Annotated in this window: 14 protein-coding genes; 1 reads left to right on the top strand and 13 read right to left on the bottom strand. The window is 61.6% G+C overall.

All coding sequences use genetic code 11. The features are described 5' to 3' along the window. Nucleotides 1–5 precede the first annotated feature (5 nt). The 13 genes from AC1RT4_RS17405 to AC1RT4_RS17345 form a co-directional block, all read right to left on the bottom strand. Nucleotides 6–902, bottom strand: a complete 897-nt coding sequence (locus AC1RT4_RS17405) for an antimicrobial resistance protein Mig-14 (RefSeq protein WP_493086570.1) — start codon at nt 900–902, stop codon at nt 6–8. Further along, entirely contained in the window at nt 902–2032 is a 1131-nt protein-coding gene (locus AC1RT4_RS17400) for a glycosyltransferase (RefSeq protein WP_493086568.1), read from the bottom strand. The genes AC1RT4_RS17405 and AC1RT4_RS17400 overlap by 1 nt, the downstream gene beginning before the upstream one ends. Next, nucleotides 2016–3773 carry a carbamoyltransferase family protein gene (locus AC1RT4_RS17395; protein ID WP_007952261.1) on the bottom strand — a complete coding sequence of 586 codons (1758 nt, stop codon included), beginning with the start codon at nt 3771–3773 and terminating at the stop codon, nt 2016–2018. The genes AC1RT4_RS17400 and AC1RT4_RS17395 overlap by 17 nt, the downstream gene beginning before the upstream one ends. Nucleotides 3774–4045: 272 nt before the next feature. After that, nucleotides 4046–4381 (bottom strand): YceK/YidQ family lipoprotein, encoded by a 336-nt coding sequence (locus AC1RT4_RS17390; RefSeq protein ID WP_493086566.1) that lies wholly within the window; start codon nt 4379–4381, stop codon nt 4046–4048. 158 nt (nt 4382–4539) lie between these two features. After that, a complete protein-coding gene (locus AC1RT4_RS17385) occupies nt 4540–5991 on the bottom strand; it encodes a lipopolysaccharide kinase InaA family protein (RefSeq protein ID WP_493086564.1) in 1452 nt (483 codons plus the stop codon). Continuing rightward, nucleotides 5991–6743, bottom strand: coding sequence for a lipopolysaccharide kinase InaA family protein (locus AC1RT4_RS17380; protein ID WP_493086562.1), 753 nt, complete (start codon nt 6741–6743; stop codon nt 5991–5993). The genes AC1RT4_RS17385 and AC1RT4_RS17380 overlap by 1 nt, the downstream gene beginning before the upstream one ends. Then, nucleotides 6740–7474 carry a lipopolysaccharide kinase InaA family protein gene (locus tag AC1RT4_RS17375; RefSeq protein ID WP_127796717.1) on the bottom strand — a complete coding sequence of 245 codons (735 nt, stop codon included), beginning with the start codon at nt 7472–7474 and terminating at the stop codon, nt 6740–6742. Before AC1RT4_RS17375 ends, AC1RT4_RS17380 begins: the two co-directional genes overlap by 4 nt. Beyond that, complete coding sequence (rfaP, locus tag AC1RT4_RS17370) at nt 7474–8280, bottom strand: lipopolysaccharide core heptose(I) kinase RfaP (RefSeq protein WP_085608461.1); 807 nt, start codon at nt 8278–8280, stop codon at nt 7474–7476. The genes AC1RT4_RS17375 and rfaP overlap by 1 nt, the downstream gene beginning before the upstream one ends. Further along, a complete protein-coding gene (locus AC1RT4_RS17365; protein WP_085685321.1) occupies nt 8281–9402 on the bottom strand; it encodes a glycosyltransferase family 4 protein in 1122 nt (373 codons plus the stop codon). Beyond that, on the bottom strand, nt 9402–10463 hold the full coding sequence (gene waaC, locus AC1RT4_RS17360; RefSeq protein WP_074689605.1) for a lipopolysaccharide heptosyltransferase I: 1062 nt from the start codon (nt 10461–10463) through the stop codon (nt 9402–9404). The genes AC1RT4_RS17365 and waaC overlap by 1 nt, the downstream gene beginning before the upstream one ends. A gap of 1 nt (nt 10464) precedes the next feature. Continuing rightward, nucleotides 10465–11499: a lipopolysaccharide heptosyltransferase II gene (gene waaF / locus AC1RT4_RS17355; RefSeq protein WP_493086558.1), complete on the bottom strand. Its 1035-nt coding sequence runs from the start codon at nt 11497–11499 to the stop codon at nt 10465–10467. Between the two features lie 51 nt (nt 11500–11550). Next, nucleotides 11551–14490 (bottom strand): bifunctional [glutamate--ammonia ligase]-adenylyl-L-tyrosine phosphorylase/[glutamate--ammonia-ligase] adenylyltransferase, encoded by a 2940-nt coding sequence (glnE, locus tag AC1RT4_RS17350; RefSeq protein ID WP_493086556.1) that lies wholly within the window; start codon nt 14488–14490, stop codon nt 11551–11553. Next, nucleotides 14487–14612 (bottom strand): hypothetical protein, encoded by a 126-nt coding sequence (locus AC1RT4_RS17345; RefSeq protein WP_255261909.1) that lies wholly within the window; start codon nt 14610–14612, stop codon nt 14487–14489. The genes glnE and AC1RT4_RS17345 overlap by 4 nt, the downstream gene beginning before the upstream one ends. Before the next feature lie 262 nt (nt 14613–14874). Between AC1RT4_RS17345 and aceE the strand changes: the two genes are divergently transcribed. After that, nucleotides 14875–17520 carry a pyruvate dehydrogenase (acetyl-transferring), homodimeric type gene (gene aceE, locus AC1RT4_RS17340; protein WP_007952295.1) on the top strand — a complete coding sequence of 882 codons (2646 nt, stop codon included), beginning with the start codon at nt 14875–14877 and terminating at the stop codon, nt 17518–17520. Nucleotides 17521–17530 lie beyond the last annotated feature (10 nt).

Genomic DNA, 17530 nt, shown 5'->3' with positions numbered 1-17530 from the left:
CTGACTCATACGGTGAAGACCGGCACAGGATTGCACCAGCGATCCTTGTATTCACGGTCGGCGCGACCGAAGGAAAAGCGCAGCGGCTTGTTCAGTGCCCGCGCATGTTCCCAGGCACTTTGCGTATTGAGGAAACTCAGGACGCTGCCGGGGCTGAATTCGCGGGTTTCAGGGTCGACGCCGCCGTTGATGTATTCGACGCTGATCCACTCCGGGGCTTCGACGCGGTACACCAATTGAATGGCGATCGGTGCGTCGTTGAGGAAGATCACCGAGCCGATCAACAAATCGCGCAGCAGCTCGATGACTTCGGCCATGCGTGCCGCACCAGTGGCCGGAAAACCCCAGCGACGCTGAAACAAGTCGCAGTAGATTGCTGCCAGTTCCGCACTCGAGAAGTCGCTGACCGGCCGCACCACACCGCCCGCCTCTTCCAGCAGGCGCAGTTCACGGCGCTGGTTGTAGCGAAACTTCTTCGACAGTTCTTCGGGGGTACGGGCCATGGCCAGTTGTTCGGTCTGCAACTTGAGGCCGCTGAAGCGGTTTTCGTTGAGCGCCGACAGGTAGCGCCCGCGATGGCGCAGCGGGGCCTGGGCATCGGCGGCGGCCGGCAGGATCAGCTCGGCGTTGCCGAGGTCGAACAGGCCTTTCTTGCCGTTGCGCTTGAGCACGTCCTTGGACAAGGCCAGGTCGCGGCCCCAGGTCGGGATCGCGGCCTTGATTTCGCCCTGCTGCTCCCAGGCCAGATAACGCACCGGGATGCCGGCCAGACTCGCCAGACGCTCGACCACCATGGGATGAGTCGCGACGCTGCCGCCGAAACGTTGCCAGGCCTGTGCATAAGTTGAGGCGTCAACGGGCGACCAGCCACGTTCGCGCCAGCCTTGAAATCGGTTGAGCATCAGCCCCTCGGTGCCAGATCGGTAACTTGCGGCAAATGCCAGAAGGTGTCGCGTACGGCGCGGTCGGAGAAACGCTCGCGCAGGCGATCGAACATCATCTCGGCGCATTGACGGCGTTGCTGCTCGTCCATGCCGGCCAGATGTTTCAGGCCCTGGGCCAGATGCTCGGCATCGCCCAGCGGGAACAGAATGCCCACGCCTTCGACCACTTCCTTCGCCCCGCCACACGCCGTGGCCAGCAACGGCACACCGGCGGCCATGGCCTCCAGCAGCACCATGCCGAACGGTTCGTGGTCGGAGCTCAGGGCAAACACATCGAACGCCCGGAAATAATTGCGCGCGTCCGGCACCTGACCGAGAAACAGCACGCGATCACCAACGCCCAGCTCGCGGGCCTGCGCCTTGAGTTCATCCTCAAGACGACCCTTGCCGAGAATCACCAGCTGGCTGTTGGCCGGCAGACCGGGCAATGCTGCGGCAAAACCGTGCAGCAGCGTGGCCTGATCCTTGTCCGGGTGCAGGCGACCGACGTTGCCGACAATGAACGCATCCGACGACAGACCGAGGGTCTCGCGGGCTTCACGGGCCGACACCTGACTCATCTGCAACGCCGAGACATCGATGCGGTTGTAGAGGGTCTGGATGCGCGTCGCCGGCCATTTCGGCAGGCAACGACGCATGTCGTCGCGCACCGCATCGGACACGCCGAGCAGGCTCAGACGCTTGCGGAAAATGTGCGCAAAGAGTTTGCGCGAGCCGCGCTTGTAATCGCCAAACGCGTGGTGCACGCCAATCACCGGCAGCGAAGTGCCGAGCAAGGCGATGTAGATCGGCTTGAAGCGATGGGCGATGCAGAAACTGAAATTGCGTGAAGCGGCGATCTTGCGCAGATCGCCGATGGCGCCCAGCTTCAGGCCACGAATGGCCTTGGAGCTGTATTCCATGAACAACACTTCATCGGAGGCGCAGGCCGCGGCCACCTCGCTATCGGCAGCCCCGGTCAGAAAGACCGTGGTGACCCGATAACCGGTGCCCGCGAACAGGCTGGCGTACTGCCGCGCGCAGTCGAGGAACGGCCCGTCATAGCCGTGACAGAACTGCAGCACATGGCGTTCAGCCGAGCGTGTCATAAGCGTTTGCGCCTTCTTTGACCACCAGGATGTCTTCCATGATCAGGTATTGCAGATCCGAGCCGAAGAACATGTTCAGGGCGTCGGTCGGCGAGCAGATCATCGGTTCACCACGGCGGTTGAGCGAGGTGTTCAGGGACACGCCGTTGCCGGTCAGCACTTCCAGCGCCTTCATCATGTCGTAGTAGCGCGGGTTGTATTCGCGCTTGAGCACCTGGGCCCGGGAAGTACCGTCTTCGTGGACGACTTCCGGCACGCGGGTCTTCCACTCTTCAGCCACTTCGAAGGTGAAGGTCATGAACGGCGCCGGGTGATCGATCTTGATCATCTGTGGCGCAACGGTGTCGAGCATCGACGGGCAGAAAGGCCTCCAGCGCTCGCGGAACTTGATCTGGTGGTTGATGCGGTCAGCCACGCCCGCCACGCTCGGGCAGCCGATGATCGAACGACCACCCAGTGCACGCGGACCGAATTCCATGCGGCCCTGGAACCAGGCCACCGGGTTGCCATCGACCATGATCTTGGCGATCTGCTCCGGCATGTTGTCGAGCTTGCGCCAGGTCGGTTTGTTCTCGTGACGGGCGCACGCGGCGATCACGTCTTCGTTGCTGTACGACGGGCCGAGGTAAACGTGTTCCATCTTCTCGACCGGCACGCCACGGGCGTTGGACACATAGGCCGCTGCACCGACTGCGGTGCCGGCATCGCCGGAGGCAGGCTGTACGAACAGTTCCTTGACGTCGTCGCGGGCGATGATTTTCTGGTTGAGCTTGACGTTCAACGCACAGCCACCGGCGTAGGCCAGCTTGCCGGTTTCCTTGAGCACGTCGCCCAGGTAGTAGTCGATCATCTGCAGCGCGATTTTTTCGAACAGCGCCTGAATGCTGGCGGCGTAGTGGATGTACGGCTCGTCGGCGATGTCGCCTTCACGCTTCGGACCCAGCCACTCGATCAGTTTCGGCGAGAAGTAGTAACCCTTGCCCTTCTCTTTATAGCGGCGCAGGCCGATCACGTTGGCGTAGTCGGTGTTGATCACCAACTCGCCGTTCTCGAACGAGGCCAGGCGCGAGAAATCGTATTTGCTGGCGTCGCCGTACGGCGCCATGCCCATGACCTTGAACTCGCCGTCCAGCATGTCGAAACCGAGGAACTCGGTGATCGCGCCGTACAGGCCGCCGAGGGAGTCCGGATCGAAGAATTCCTTGATCTTGTGGATCTTGCCGTTTTCGCCGTAACCGAAGAAGGTCGTGGCGTACTCGCCCTTGCCGTCGATGCCGAGGATCGCGGTTTTCTCTTTGAAACCCGAGCAGTGATAGGCGCTGGAAGCGTGGGCCAGGTGGTGTTCAACCGGCTCGATCTTGATTTTCTTCGGATCGAAGCCCAGTTGCTCCAGGCACCAGACGATCTTGTTGCGATATCGCTTGTAGCGACGGTTGCCCATCAGGATCGCATCGAGCGCGCGGTCCGGGGCGTACCAGTAACGCTTGGCGTACTGCCAGCGAGCCTTGCCGAAAATGCTGATCGGGGCGAACGGAATCGCGACCACGTCAACGTCGGACGGCTTGATGCCTGCCTGCTCCAGGCAGAACTTCGCCGATTCGTAGGGCATGCGGTTCTTTGCATGTTTATCGCGTACGAAGCGCTCTTCCTCAGCCGCCGCGACCAGCTTGCCGTCGATGTACAAGGCTGCTGAAGGATCATGGCTAAGGGCGCCGGACAGGCCAAGAATCGTCAATGCCACAGGGGTCTAGCCTCTTTAGTCTGCATTCAGGCGCGATGCGCCTTGAAAAATGATGTGCCCTCGCACCGGGCGAGAGACAGCTAAAGGGCGGGATTATAGCTTAAAAGCGCCGACAAACCTCTAGCGGAACTGGCCGGCGGGTGCGTTGACGCAACAGAAGCTTCAACTTAGACTCCCCTGCAAATGGACTGGGAGATCCCGGTCGGCGTTGATGCCTCGGTGAGATCACCGGGGCTTTTCGCTTTCTGGAAGCCGCAAAAGTTTTAAAAGCCTCACCCACGACCTGGCCGCCAATAAACACTGATATTCCCGTCCACCGCCTGGCGATAGATCGTGTACGGCAGAAACGCCGTATCGAAGACGCCGGACAGGGTCAGGTCGAGCAGGACGACCGGCACCAGAATGCCGGTAGGATCGGGCGGCGCGTGCAGCAGGCAGAAATCGTGGGCGAGCCCGCTGTAGATGCGCGGAATCGACTGGCAGTAGGTCTTCTGTTTGCGCAGGCCGCGCGTGGCGCCCTCTTCGTCCTGCAACACCGTGACAGCGGTGCCGCAACCGGACAGTGCCAGGGAAAATGCGCCGATGGTGATAGCGTTTTTGATGCTCAAGATTTGCCCTCCGGGAACGTCGGGGCAAGCTAGCATCGGGGTTTTGCGAGGGGCAGTTCATGGATTCCGGGAAGGCCGTAGGACAAGTCACAAGGATTTGTCGCTACAACCCTCACCCGGATTCAACAGCAGAAACGTCTTACACGTTGGCGAAATAATCACGCAGTGCCCGCTACATCCTTGGGCAAACGTTGATCAATCACCTGATACAGCGCACTGCTCTCAGGCCAGTTACGCATGAACCGCGCACGATCCCGGGCATAGGCCGAAGCGAAGCTGCCCACCGAGCCGTGCTGGCACATCGAGTCCAGATCGATCAACGCCCAGCGGTCTTCCTGCCAGAACAGGTTGTGCCCCTTGAAGTCGCCATGACTGATGCGTTCGGCGATCAACCGTGCAAACAGTTGATCCAGCGCCTGCAACTCGCTTTCCGGCGCCGCGCCGTTTTCGACGTACGGCGCAAAGCGCTCGATGATGTCCGGCCCGGCCAGGTGTTCGGTGATCAGATAGGCCTTGCTGCGCAGCCAGAAGAACCGGGTTTCCAGCACCGCCAGCGGTTTGGGCGTGGCGATGCCGAGGAACGCCAGGCGATTGCCTTCGCGCCAGGAATGCCAGGCGCGGCTCGGGCGCCAGAAGCGCTTGAGCCAATGGGTAAAATTCTTGATGTTGTAACGCTTGATCACCAGCGCACGCCCGGCAACCTCGACCTTGCCGACACTGGCCGCGCCGCCGGTCTTGTACAGATGGCCCTGATCGAGCAAGGCATCGGCCTGCTCCAGCACCGGCAACATCGCGGGCTCTTCCTCGCGGCGAATCGACCGCAGACCGAACGCGCCGCGCTTGACGCTGAACAGCGTGCACTCACGACCGACCTTGATCAGGTAATCCTTCAAGCGCCAGGCGCGCACCTTGTCGATCTGCTTTTGCAAAGCTTCCAGCGGCAGCGCGTGCTCGCTGTTGCTCAGCAGGTAATACACCAGCAGTTCTTCGGTGAACGGCTCGAGCGACTTGGGCAACTGGGCGAAGAACACCCCGAGGTTTTCCAGCACTTTCTGACGGGACAACGGCTGGCCGGCGCTTTCCGCACAGATACCTGCGCCATCGATCAGATACAGCTGACCGCCGTGGCGCAGCAGGTTGTCCAGGTGCAGGTCTTCCTGCCACAAACCTTTACCGTGTAACTGACCAATGGCGCCGAGCGCTTCGGCCAGCACCGCCGACTGTTCGTCGGCCAGCACCGGCAAGGATTCGACCTTGTTCCAGGCATCGCCCAGGCTTTCGGCGCCCTCGAGGAATTCGAACAGCAGCCAGCCACCTTCGCCGTCCTTCAGACCATCAGCCAGCAACAACGGCGTGGTCATGCCCTGGGCGGCAAGCAGCTTCACGCCCTCCAACTCACGCTGAAAATGTCGAGCAGCCTTGCTGCCGACCAGCAATTTGGCCAGCACCGGACGCCCGCGCCACACACCGGCACCGACGTAACGCTGCCCCGGCAACACCCGCAACAGACTGAGCAACTGCAAATCGGCAGCGCCCGCCGCATCGGCCAGCGAAACCGTCAGCGGCAGACTCGGCGTGCGCCCGGCATTTTTCAGGTCGGACAGCTGCATCAGCGGGTCTCCTTGCGACTGCGCCGCGCGGTCAGCCGCGTGACCCAGCTATCGACCAGCGAACTGTCCGTCGATTGATCAAGATACGCCGCCAGCAGTTCACGCAACTGCGCTTCGCTCCACTCCGGCGCACGGCGCAGCAGCGGCTCCAGGTCCTTGACCCGGTCACGCATACCGAACAGCAACGGCCGAGTCTTTTCCAGGTCGATCAACTGCGCCTGATAGCCATCGCCCTCGGCACGCAGGAAAATGTGTTTTGGATAGAAGCAGCCGTGCACCTGACGCATGCCGTGCAGATGGCGCGCCAACAGGCCGCAAGACTTGAGAATCGCCGATTGCTGCGCGGTATCGAGGTCGGACCAGCGCTGCAGCAGCGAATCGAGATCGTCCCAGCCATCCAGCGCCCGGGTCAGCAGGATCGCACGGACTTCGCCGTTGACCTTGCGCTCACCGAAGAACGCCGCCTGCAACGCCGGAATGCCGAGCTTGTTGTAACGACTGATGTTGCGAAATTCCCGGGCGAACGTCGGCTCGCCAAACGGCGCGTGCAAGGTGCGAGTCAGGTAATTGCACTGGCGCTTGAGGTAATAGCCATGCCCTTCCAGCTCCAGACGAAACACGCTGCTCCAGCCGCCGCCATCGGTGTTGGGCTCATCCACAGCATCGAGCTGCTTGGACCACAGCGCATCGAACGTGCCGAGACCGTGGCGCTCCAGCAGCGCACGGTCTTCAGCGGCCAGAAAATCAGTCATTCGCGTCCCTCGAAAAATCTCACCACGTGGCGAATCCGTTGCTTGTCGGCGGCGTTCAGCCGATCACGTCCACGGTATTGCAGGTAGAAGCGCAGGCGCTGGGTGTTCGACAGGTGATACTTGGCCACCTTGTCGAGACAGGCCAGATCCTTGGTGATCCGGTACTTGAGCCAGAAGCCGCGCCAGAAATCGCCGTTCGGGCAGTCGATCAGAAACAACTGCGCCTGATCGTCGATCAGCAGGTTGCGCCACTTCAGATCGTTATGGGTGAAGCGGTGGTCGTGCATGACACGCGTATAAGCAGCCAGTTGCCGGCTGACGCCGTCGACCCAGGCGCGATCCTTGAGCTTGGGATCGTTGCGCTCGGCCAGTGCCGACAGGTCTTCGGTGCGCGGCAGTTCACGGGTGATCATCGCCCCGCGATCGTAGGCCATGCCGTTACGCTCCAGGCCCCACGCCACCACTTCGGCGGTGGGAATGCCCCACTTGGCGAAGCGCTTGAGGTTCTGCCATTCCATCTTCACCCGGGGCTTGCCCAAATAACGCCGCAGGCCCTTGCCGGCCCCACTGTAGCGCTTGACGTAATAGTTGACGCCGTTGAGCTGCACGCGAATGACTTCGGACAATGGATCGCGAGTCAGGCGCTCGCCCTGAAGGGCAAATACCGCTTCGAGGCTACCGAAATGCTGCGCAAGTTCACTGTACTCAGGCTCCAGATTCCAACCCGCCATCAGAGCGCATCCCCGTAACGTTGCTTGCGCGCATAGAGCTTGTTGGCCTTGCCTTCGAGCCAGCTCAGCAACGGCGCCTCTTCAGCCAGGATCTGGCGCAGCGGTTGCTGGAAGTAACCTTTAAGGAAGCGCAGCTTGTCGCGGCGGGTCAGGCCGATATCCAGTGCGGAAAAGTACAGCGCCGCCAGATCCTTGTTGCGCCAGCGCTGAGTGATCGCCGGCCGGGTCTGGGCGCGGTGCAGGTCGATCACCGAGAGTTTGAAATCTTCGGGCGTGACCGGTTTGTCGGTGTGCAGCAGGAAGTGGCAGATGTAGCAGTCGCGGTGGTTGACCCCGGCGCGGTGCATCATGCCGGTCATGCGCGCAACTTCAGCAATCAGCGCCCGCTTGAGTTTCGGCTGCGGCGGTTGCTTGACCCAGTCGATGCTGAAGTCTTCGAGACTGATGGTCGGCGCCAGCTCTTCGGTGACGATGAACGAATGCTGATCCGCCGGGTTGCTGCCCTTCTCGCCGTACGCGACGGCGGTCATGGTCGGCACGCCGACTTCCTGCAGACGCTGGATAGCCTTCCATTCCTGGCCCGCGCCGAGCACCGGCAGTTTGGCAGTCAGCAGGTTCTTGAAGATCTCGCCCCAGCCGATACCGCGGTGGATCTTGACGAAAAAGCCATTGCCGTCGACTTCCGTGCGCAACGTCCGGCGGGCTTCCAGCTCGCGGTACACCTCGCCCTGCAAGCCTTCGACTTCCACGAACGCATCGCGGCCAGCCCACAGGCTCTTGAACGGTTCAGCCAGCATCAACTTCATTTAAGCGTGCTCCGCCAGAATCACATCGGCCGCGTGCTGCGGCATGCTGTAGAGGTCGGCCGTCTCGGCGAAGGCCAGACCGTTGCGGCTCCAGGCCGCCCGTGCAGCGTCGTCGTTCAACATGTCAGTCAGGTATTGCGTCAGTTGCGCCTGATCGAACGGTTCGTCCAACACCCGCCCGGCGTCGGCCTCGGCGATGTAATGGGCATAACCGCAGACCGCGCTGACCAGCACCGGCAACCCGGCGACCAGCGCTTCAAGCAGCACCGTACCGGTGTTTTCGTTGTACGCCGGGTGGATCAACAGATCGGCGCCGAGCAGGAAACGCGGGATATCGCTGCGCCCCTTGAGGAACGTCACGTTGTCGCCCAGGCCCAGCGTTGCACTCTGCATCTGGAACAATTTGGGGTCATCCTGGCCGATTACAAACAGCCGGGTGCGTTTCTTCAGTTCGGCGGGCAATGCGGCCAGCGCTTTGAGGCTGCGATCGACACCCTTGGTCTTGAACCCGGAGCCGATCTGCACCAGCAGCAGTTCGTCGTCCTTCAGATTGAATTCGGCGCGGAAACCGGCGCGAATCTGGTCGGCATCCGCAGGGCGTCGACGATCCTGGGCGATGCCTGGCGGCAGCAGATGGAAGCGTTCCAGCGGCGTGTCGTAATGCTTGATGAACAGCGGCTGCTGCACTTCGGAAATCATCAGCACTTCGGTCTTCGCGTCTTTGGCGAACACTGCGCGCTCGTACTCGGCGAAGTGGCGATAACGGCCCCAGCGGCGGTACAGCGAATTGCGCAGGTTCTGCGCCTTGTCTTCGAAGCAGCCGTCGGCGGCGTAGTAGACGTCCAGCCCCGGCATCTTGTTGAAGCCGATCAGGCGATCCACCGGGCGCTTGGCCAGGTCCGCTTCCATCCACGCGCTGAGCTTTTCGTTGCGGCGGTGATTGAAGAACGCCTTGACCGGCGCCACCAGCACTTCGAAACCGGGCGGCACGTCGCCTTCCCAGATCAGGGTGTAGACGCGGATCTGGTGCCCGCGCTTCTGGCATTCGAGGGCGATGCGCATGAAATCGCGCTGCAAACCGCCGAACGGGAAATATTTGTACAAGACAAAAGCCAATTGCATCAGCGCAGCTCCTCAGCCATCAACAACGTGCTCAGTCGGCTGGCAACACGCTCGGGATTCAGACGCGTGAAGCACAGGGGCCACTCGCGTTTCAGGTCAAACTGACGGGCATCCTGCGCGGTCGGTTGATACGTACATTTCTTTTGCAGGCACGGCGCGCACGGGAAATCGCTGCCGAGGTGAATCTGCAGCTTGCCGTAGGCGCCGGTCAGGCCCGGATTGGTCGGGCCGAACAGGGAAATCGTCGGCACGTCCAGCGCCGCGGCCAGATGGCCGAGACCGGTGTCCACCGCGACGCAGGCCTGGGCGCCGGCCAGCACCTTGCCGACCCCGGCCAGGTTCAGCTTCGGCAGCACTTCGGCGTGCTTGAAACCGGCGGCGATGCGCTCGGCCCGGGCCTTCTCCAGCGGGTTGCCCCACGGCAGCTTGATCCCCACGCCGAGGTAGCCGACCCGTTCGGTCAGCTCGCGCCAGTAGGCTTCCGGCCAGTGCTTGGTGTCCCAGGTAGTGCCGTGGAGGAACACCACGTAGGCATTCTTGCGCGGCAGTTCGACCAGACGCTCGACGTTGAGGCCGTAATCGCCCAGGCCTTTGGGCAAGTCGTAACCCAAAGCAATCGCGAACAACTGGCGCACGCGCTCGACGGCGTGCTGCCCACGGGCCACCGCCAGTTTGCGGTCATAAAAGCGCGCAGCGATCGGCTCGCGGGCCGAGCCCTTGTCGAGACCGGCCACCGGGGCTTTGACGTAGCGGGTCAGCCAGGCGCTTTTCAGCAGGCCCTGAGCGTCGATCACCAGATCATATTTGTTCGCCCGAACGGACTGCTTGAAGCGCTTCCATTCGCCGCTGGTGATGGTTTTCCAGATGTTTTTGCGCCAGCGGCGGATTGCCACCGGAATCACTTTGCCTACGGCCGGGTGCCAGGTCGGAATCTCGGCGAAACCTTCTTCCACCACCCAGTCGAACTTGATCCCGGGAATCGCCCGGGCGGCATCGGTCAGCGCCGGCAACGCGTGAATCACGTCGCCCAGCGATGAAGTCTTGATCAGCAATACCCGCAAGTTAATGAACCTCGACCACAGAGCCCTGCAAACGCTGCAAGGCATCGTTGACCGCGTCCGGCATCAGCTGGCGCAGGCAGTTGTAATGGCCGAAACGGCAGGTGCGATCAAAGCAAGGGCTGCAATCGAGGCCCAGGCGGACGATTTCCACGTGTTCGGCCAGCGGCGGAGTGAAACCCGGCGAGGTCGACCCGTAGACCGCCACCAACGGGCGATTCAGCGCAGCGGCCACGTGCATCAGGCCGGAATCGTTGGAGACCACCGAATCGGCGCAGGACATCAGGTCGATGGCCTCGGCCAGCGAAGTGCCGCCGCTGAGGTTCACGGATTCTTCACGCAGGCCCGGAATCAGCCGCGCGCGGATGTCTTCACCCACGGCGTGATCGTTCTTCGAACCGAACAGCCAGACCTGCCAGCCTTCGCGGATGCGGGCCTCGGCGACCTTGGCGTAATGCTCGGACGGCCAGCGTTTGGCTTCACCGAATTCGGCGCCGGGGCACAACACTAGCACCGGGCGGTCGAGGGTCAGACCGAACTTGGCCAAGGCGGCCTCGCGGGTCACCGGATCGATCTGCAGAGTCGGGCGCGGATAAGGTTTCGGCAGCTCGGCGTTCGGCTCGTAGGCCAGCGCCATGAAACGCTCGATCATCAGCGGATAACGTTCTTTATCCAGCGTGCGCACGTCATTGAGCAGGCCATAGCGGAATTCGCCGCGCCAGCCGGTGCGTTTCGGGATGCCGGCGAAGAACGGCACCAGCGCCGACTTCAACGAGTTCGGCAGCAGGATCGCCTGGTCGTACTGGCCGGCCAGGGATTTGCCGATCCGCCGACGGGTCGCCAGCTCCAGCGCGCCGTGGCCGAGCGGGAAGCTCAAGGCCTCGCGCACTTCGGGCATGCGTTCGAGGATCGGCCGGCTCCACTCGGGGGCCAGCACGTCGATTTCGCACTGCGGGTGGCGCTGCTTGAGACACTGAAACAGTGTCTGCGCCATCACCATGTCACCGACCCAACTGGGCCCAACGATCAGAATATTCATGTGGTTTCCATAAACGAACCGGGGAGGCTTTACGCCTCCCCGTCTCGAGAATCAGCTTAGCCCCAGCTCACGCCAGATCCGCATCACCTGCCGCCGTTCGTCCGCGAACTGATCGCCCGGTATCACCCCGGCGTCCTTCTGCAAGGCCTGCCGGTGGGCGGCGGAACGATAGGCCTTGTAGGCCTCGCGCAACAGGCTGGCGTCTTCGGCAGGCATCAGCCCTTCGTGCTCCAGCTCTTCCAGAATGCGGATATTGTCCGTCCAGCGCAGCAACGGCGGGTGGGTTTGCGACCACGCCAGAGCCGCGTATTGCACCATAAATTCAATATCGACGATACCTCCGGCGTCCTGCTTGAGGTCGAACGGCGCCGTGGCCTCGAAGGCATTCGCCCCGGTACCGGCGGCGGTGCTCTTGCTGCCGAGGTTGTCGCGCATCTTGGCGCGCATCTCGCTCACGTCCTGTTGCAGTTTTGCCAGATCCCGCACTTTGCCCAGCACCTGGGCCCGGACGTTCTCGAAGGCCTGGCCGACATCCTTGCTGCCCACCAGCACCCGCGCCCGCACCAGGGCCTGATGTTCCCAGGTCCAGGCTTCGTTTTCCTGATAGCGCGCAAACGCGCCGAGCGAACTGACCAGCAGCCCGGACGCACCGGACGGTCGCAGGCGCATGTCCACTTCGTACAGCTGACCGGAGTTGGTCTGCGCCGTCAGCAAGTGAATGATCCGCTGGCCGAGCCGGGTGAAGAATTGCGTGCCGTCGATGGGTTTCGGGCCATCGGTTTCGGCCTGCTGATCGCCATCGTGAATGAACACCAGATCCAGGTCCGAACCATGCCCCAACTCGATCCCGCCGACTTTCCCATAACCGACAATGATGAAGCCGGGATCGCACAGCGTGCCATCGGTGCGCAGCGGCGTGCCGTACTTGGCCACGGTCTGGCGCCAGGCCAGGGCCAGCACTTGCTCAAGAATCGCTTCGGCCAGCCAGGTCAGGTAATCGCTGACTTTCATCAACGGCAGGCTGCCGGCGATTTCCGACGCGGCGACGCGCAAGCGGTGCGCCAGTTTGAAATGGCGCAGGGCTTCCATCTGTTGTTCGAGGTCGTCTTCCGGAATCCGCGTCAGGCGCTCGCGCAACTCGGCGGCCAGTTCCGGCGCCAGCGGCGGCTTGAACAGCCGGCCTTCGTTGAGCAATTCATCGAGCAACAGCGGGAAACGGGTGATCTGCTCGGCGATCCACGGGCTGGCGGCGCACAACGTCAACAAGCGACGCAGTGCGCCGGGGTTTTCGGTCAGCAGCACCAGATAAGCCGAACGCCGAGCCACCGCTTCGACCAGCGGCAGAACGCGCTCAAGCACCAGATCGGGATTTTCATGCTCCACCGCCTGGGCGAGCAGGCGCGGAATAAAGGCATCGAGACGTTCGCGCCCCAGACGCTGCATCGCCCGCAACTGCGGGCTGGCACGCAGACTCGCCAATGTCTTCAAGGCCTTGGTCGCGTCAGCGAAACCGCCCTCTTCCAACTGGCGACAGGCGGCCTCTTCGTCCTGAGCCTCTTCCCACAGCGGCAGCCATTCACCACCGACCACCACTTCGCTCTCGACGCCTTCGTCCTCATCAGGATCGGCGATCACTTGCGCGAAGTGCCAGGCCACGCGGCCGCGCCAGAACATCAGCTTCTCGTGGAACGCCTCCCAGTCGGCGAAACCGAGCATGAATGCGATACGCGCCTGATCCTGAGCGCTGTCCGGCAGCATCTGGGTCTGACGGTCGGCAATCGCCTGGATCGCGTGTTCGGTGTAACGCAAAAATTCGTAACCTTCGCGCAGTTCGCTGATCACCGCCGGCGGCAGATAGCCCTGCCCTTCAAGCGTGCTCAACACCTTTAATAGAGGGCGCTGTTGCAGACTCAGGTCGCGACCGCCGTGAATCAGTTGAAAGGCCTGAGCGATGAACTCGACTTCACGAATGCCGCCGGAGCCCAGCTTGATGTTGTCGGCCATGCCTTTGCGCCGCACTTCCTGCTGGATCAGTTGCTTCATGGTGCGCAGCGCTTCGATCGCCGAGAAGTCCAGATAGCGCCGGTAAACGAATGGTCGCAGCATTTCCTGCAACTGCTCGCCCGCCACCTGATCGCCAGCCACCACCCGCGACTTGATCATCGCGTAGCGTTCCCAGTCGCGGCCCTGATCCTGGTAATACTGCTCCAGCGCATTGAAGCTCAGCACCAGCGCGCCGGACGAGCCGTACGGGCGCAGACGCATGTCGACGCGGAATACGAAGCCGTCGACGGTGATCGGGTCAAGGGCCTTGATCAGGCGCTGGCCGAGGCGGATGAAAAATTCCTGGTTATCCAGCGGGCGCTTCACGCCGACTGTTTCGCCGCCCTCGGGGTAGGCGAAGATCAGGTCGATGTCCGAAGACAGGTTCAGCTCCACCGCGCCGAGCTTGCCCATGCCGAGGATGACCATTTGCTGTGGTTCGCCGCTGCGTCGGCCGGTCGGTGTGCCGAACTGGTCGCAATGGCGGCGGTACAACCATTGATAGGCCTGATCGATGCTGGCATCGGCCATGTCCGAGAGGTCGCGGCAGGTTTGCACCAGATCGGCCTGGCGGTTGAGGTCGCGCCAGATGATCCGCACCTGATGCCGGGTGCGCTGGCGACGCAGGGCCCGGCCCAGCTCATCTTCGGTCTGGGCGAGGCTGACGGCGGCGGCGATCTGCGCGCACAACTCACCTTTGGCGAACGGCCGGTCCAGCTCGCCGGACTGCACCAGCGACAACAACATCGAAGGGTCACGAACGCTCTGTTCAATGACGAAATCGCTGGCGGCGCTGACGCGGGCGAACTGCGCCCAGCGTTCCGGCGTCCAGGACGAGAAGCCGTGATCGTCTTCCAGTTGCGCGACGGCCGCACGGAACGACTGCTCCGATCGGCTGACCAACGGCAGGAGAATGGCGGGCAGTTCGGCAAGCGCGGGCAGGGTCATGGTCTATCCTTGATCGGCGTGTAAATGGCCGCTTGTAGTGATGATTGAAAAACCGCTACGCGAAGGACTGTCGAACAAAAGTGAGAAATAGCTGAAATTTCTTTTTCTTTGGCAGCCAGCATCAAACTTTCACCTTTTTCGGATGGCTAAAGACCAACCTTAACGATTATTCTCACAACGCAGTCGGAGGCCACAAGCCTTTCATCTGTAGTTTTACTACTCGTCTATACATTCGAAAGGCTGAAATGCCGGATGATTTGTAGTAAAACTACACGCCGCCGGAACAACCTGTCGGCAATCCAAGAATTTTAAATCGTCTGCCCACAAGGCCAGTCGCAAACTCAGGCAACCGATTCTGGAAGCCTTTCCGCCCTGGAGCAAGCCATGCAAGACCTCGATCCCGTCGAAACCCAGGAATGGCTGGACGCCCTGGAATCGGTTCTCGACAAAGAAGGCGAAGACCGTGCTCACTATCTGATGACCCGTATGGGTGAACTGGCAACCCGCAGCGGTTCGCAGCTCCCTTACGCCATCACCACGCCTTACCGCAACACGATCCCCGTTACCCACGAAGCACGCATGCCTGGCGACCTGTTCATGGAACGCCGCATTCGCTCGCTGGTACGCTGGAACGCGATGGCCATGGTAATGCGTACGAACCTGAAAGATTCTGACCTGGGTGGTCACATCTCCAGCTTCGCTTCCAGTGCGACCCTGTACGACATCGGCTTCAACTACTTCTTCCAGGCCCCGACCGACGAACACGGCGGCGACCTGATCTACTTCCAGGGCCACACCTCGCCAGGCGTTTACGCCCGTGCGTTCATGGAAGGCCGCATCACCGAAGACCAGATGAACAACTTCCGCCAGGAAGTCGACGGTCAGGGCCTGTCGTCCTACCCGCACCCTTGGCTGATGCCTGACTTCTGGCAGTTCCCGACCGTTTCGATGGGTCTGGGCCCGATCCAGGCGATCTACCAGGCTCGCTTCATGAAGTACCTGGAACACCGCGGTTTCATCCAGCCGGGCAAACAGAAAGTCTGGTGCTTCCTGGGCGACGGCGAGTGCGACGAGCCGGAATCCCTGGGCGCCATCTCCCTGGCCGGCCGCGAGAAGCTGGACAACCTGATCTTCGTCATCAACTGCAACCTGCAGCGCCTCGACGGCCCGGTTCGCGGCAACGGCAAGATCATCCAGGAACTCGAAGGCGTGTTCCGCGGTGCTCAGTGGAACGTGACCAAAGTCATCTGGGGCCGTTTCTGGGACCCACTGCTGGCCAAGGACGTCGACGGCATCCTGCAACGCCGCATGGACGAAGTCATCGACGGCGAGTACCAGAACTACAAAGCCAAAGACGGCGCGTTCGTTCGTGAACACTTCTTCAACACGCCTGAACTCAAGGCGATGGTTGCTGATCTGTCCGACGACGAGATCTGGAAACTCAACCGTGGCGGCCACGACCCGTACAAGGTCTACGCGGCGTACCACGAAGCGGTCAACCACAAAGAACAACCGACCGTCATCCTGGCCAAGACCATCAAGGGTTACGGTACCGGTGCGGGCGAAGCGAAGAACACCGCGCACAACACCAAGAAAGTCGACGTCGACAGCCTGAAGCTGTTCCGCGACCGCTTCGACATTCCGGTGAAAGACGAAGAGCTGGAAAACCTGCCGTTCTTCAAGCCGGAGCCAAACAGCGCCGAAGCCCGTTACCTGGCCGAGCGTCGCTCTGCACTGGGCGGTTTCGTGCCTCAGCGTCGCGCACAAAGCTTCAGCGTACCGACTCCGGATCTGGACACCCTCAAGGCAATCCTCGACGGTTCCGGCGACCGTGAAATTTCCACCACCATGGCCTTCGTGCGGATCCTCGCGCAACTGGTCAAGGACAAGGAAATCGGCCCGCGCATCGTTCCGATCATCCCGGACGAAGCCCGTACCTTCGGTATGGAAGGCATGTTCCGTCAGCTGGGCATCTACTCGTCCGTCGGCCAGCTCTACGAGCCAGTCGATAAAGACCAGGTGATGTTCTACAAGGAAGACCAGAAAGGTCAGATCCTTGAAGAAGGCATCAACGAAGCAGGCGCCATGAGCTCCTTCATCGCGGCCGGTACTTCGTACTCCAGCCACAACCAGCCAATGCTGCCGTTCTACATCTTCTACTCGATGTTCGGCTTCCAGCGTATCGGCGATCTGGCCTGGGCTGCCGGCGACAGCCGTACCCGTGGCTTCCTGATCGGCGGCACCGCCGGCCGTACCACCCTGAACGGTGAAGGCCTGCAGCACGAAGACGGTCACAGCCACCTGCTGGCTGCCACCATCCCGAACTGCCGCACCTACGATCCGACCTACGGCTACGAGCTGGCGGTGATCATTCAGGACGGCATGAAGAAGATGACCGAAGAGCAACAGGACATCTTCTATTACATCACCGTGATGAACGAGTCCTACCAGCAGCCAGCCATGCCGGCCGGTGCCGAAGAAGGCATCAAGAAAGGCATGTACCTGCTGGAAGAAGACACCCGCGATGCGGCGCACCACGTACAGCTGATGGGCTCCGGCACCATCCTGCGTGAAGTCCGTGAAGCGGCGAAGATCCTGCGTGAAGAGTTCAACATCGGCGCCGATGTGTGGAGCGTCACCAGCTTCAACGAACTGCGTCGCGACGGCCTGGCCGTAGAGCGCAGCAACCGTCTGAAACCTGGCCAGAAGCCTCAGCGCAGCTACGTCGAAGAATGCCTGAGCGGCCGCAAGGGTCCGGTCATCGCTTCTACCGACTACATGAAACTGTTCGCCGAGCAGATCCGTCAGTGGGTACCGTCCAAGGAATTCAAAGTCCTGGGCACCGACGGTTTCGGCCGCAGCGACAGCCGCAAGAAACTGCGTCATTTCTTCGAAGTCGACCGTCATTTCGTGGTGTTGGCAGCCCTGGAAGCACTGGCTGACCGTGGTGATATCGAACCTAAAGTCGTGGCCGAGGCCATTACCAAGTTCGGCATCGACCCGGAAAAACGCAACCCACTGGACTGCTGAGGAGAAACTC

The sequence above is a fragment of the Pseudomonas sp. GW821-FHT11D10 genome, from assembly GCF_058808435.1.
Note: the sequence above shows the minus strand (reverse complement) of the source record. Positions and strands in the feature narration are given on the sequence as shown.

Bases quoted from the DNA above. Each gene is read 5' to 3' on its own strand.
- AC1RT4_RS17405 (WP_493086570.1), bottom strand. From the start codon at position 902: ATGCTCAACCGATTTCAAGGCTGGCGCGAACGTGGCTGGTCGCCCGTT.
- AC1RT4_RS17375 (WP_127796717.1), bottom strand. From the start codon at position 7,474: ATGGCGGGTTGGAATCTGGAGCCTGAGTACAGTGAACTTGCGCAGCAT.
- AC1RT4_RS17400 (WP_493086568.1), bottom strand. From the start codon at position 2,032: ATGACACGCTCGGCTGAACGCCATGTGCTGCAGTTCTGTCACGGCTAT.
- rfaP (WP_085608461.1), bottom strand. From the start codon at position 8,280: ATGAAGTTGATGCTGGCTGAACCGTTCAAGAGCCTGTGGGCTGGCCGC.
- glnE (WP_493086556.1), bottom strand. From the start codon at position 14,490: ATGACCCTGCCCGCGCTTGCCGAACTGCCCGCCATTCTCCTGCCGTTG.
- AC1RT4_RS17385 (WP_493086564.1), bottom strand. From the start codon at position 5,991: ATGCAGCTGTCCGACCTGAAAAATGCCGGGCGCACGCCGAGTCTGCCG.
- AC1RT4_RS17345 (WP_255261909.1), bottom strand. From the start codon at position 14,612: ATGCTGGCTGCCAAAGAAAAAGAAATTTCAGCTATTTCTCACTTTTGT.
- aceE (WP_007952295.1), top strand. From the start codon at position 14,875: ATGCAAGACCTCGATCCCGTCGAAACCCAGGAATGGCTGGACGCCCTG.
- AC1RT4_RS17365 (WP_085685321.1), bottom strand. From the start codon at position 9,402: ATGCAATTGGCTTTTGTCTTGTACAAATATTTCCCGTTCGGCGGTTTG.
- AC1RT4_RS17380 (WP_493086562.1), bottom strand. From the start codon at position 6,743: ATGACTGATTTTCTGGCCGCTGAAGACCGTGCGCTGCTGGAGCGCCAC.
- waaF (WP_493086558.1), bottom strand. From the start codon at position 11,499: ATGAATATTCTGATCGTTGGGCCCAGTTGGGTCGGTGACATGGTGATG.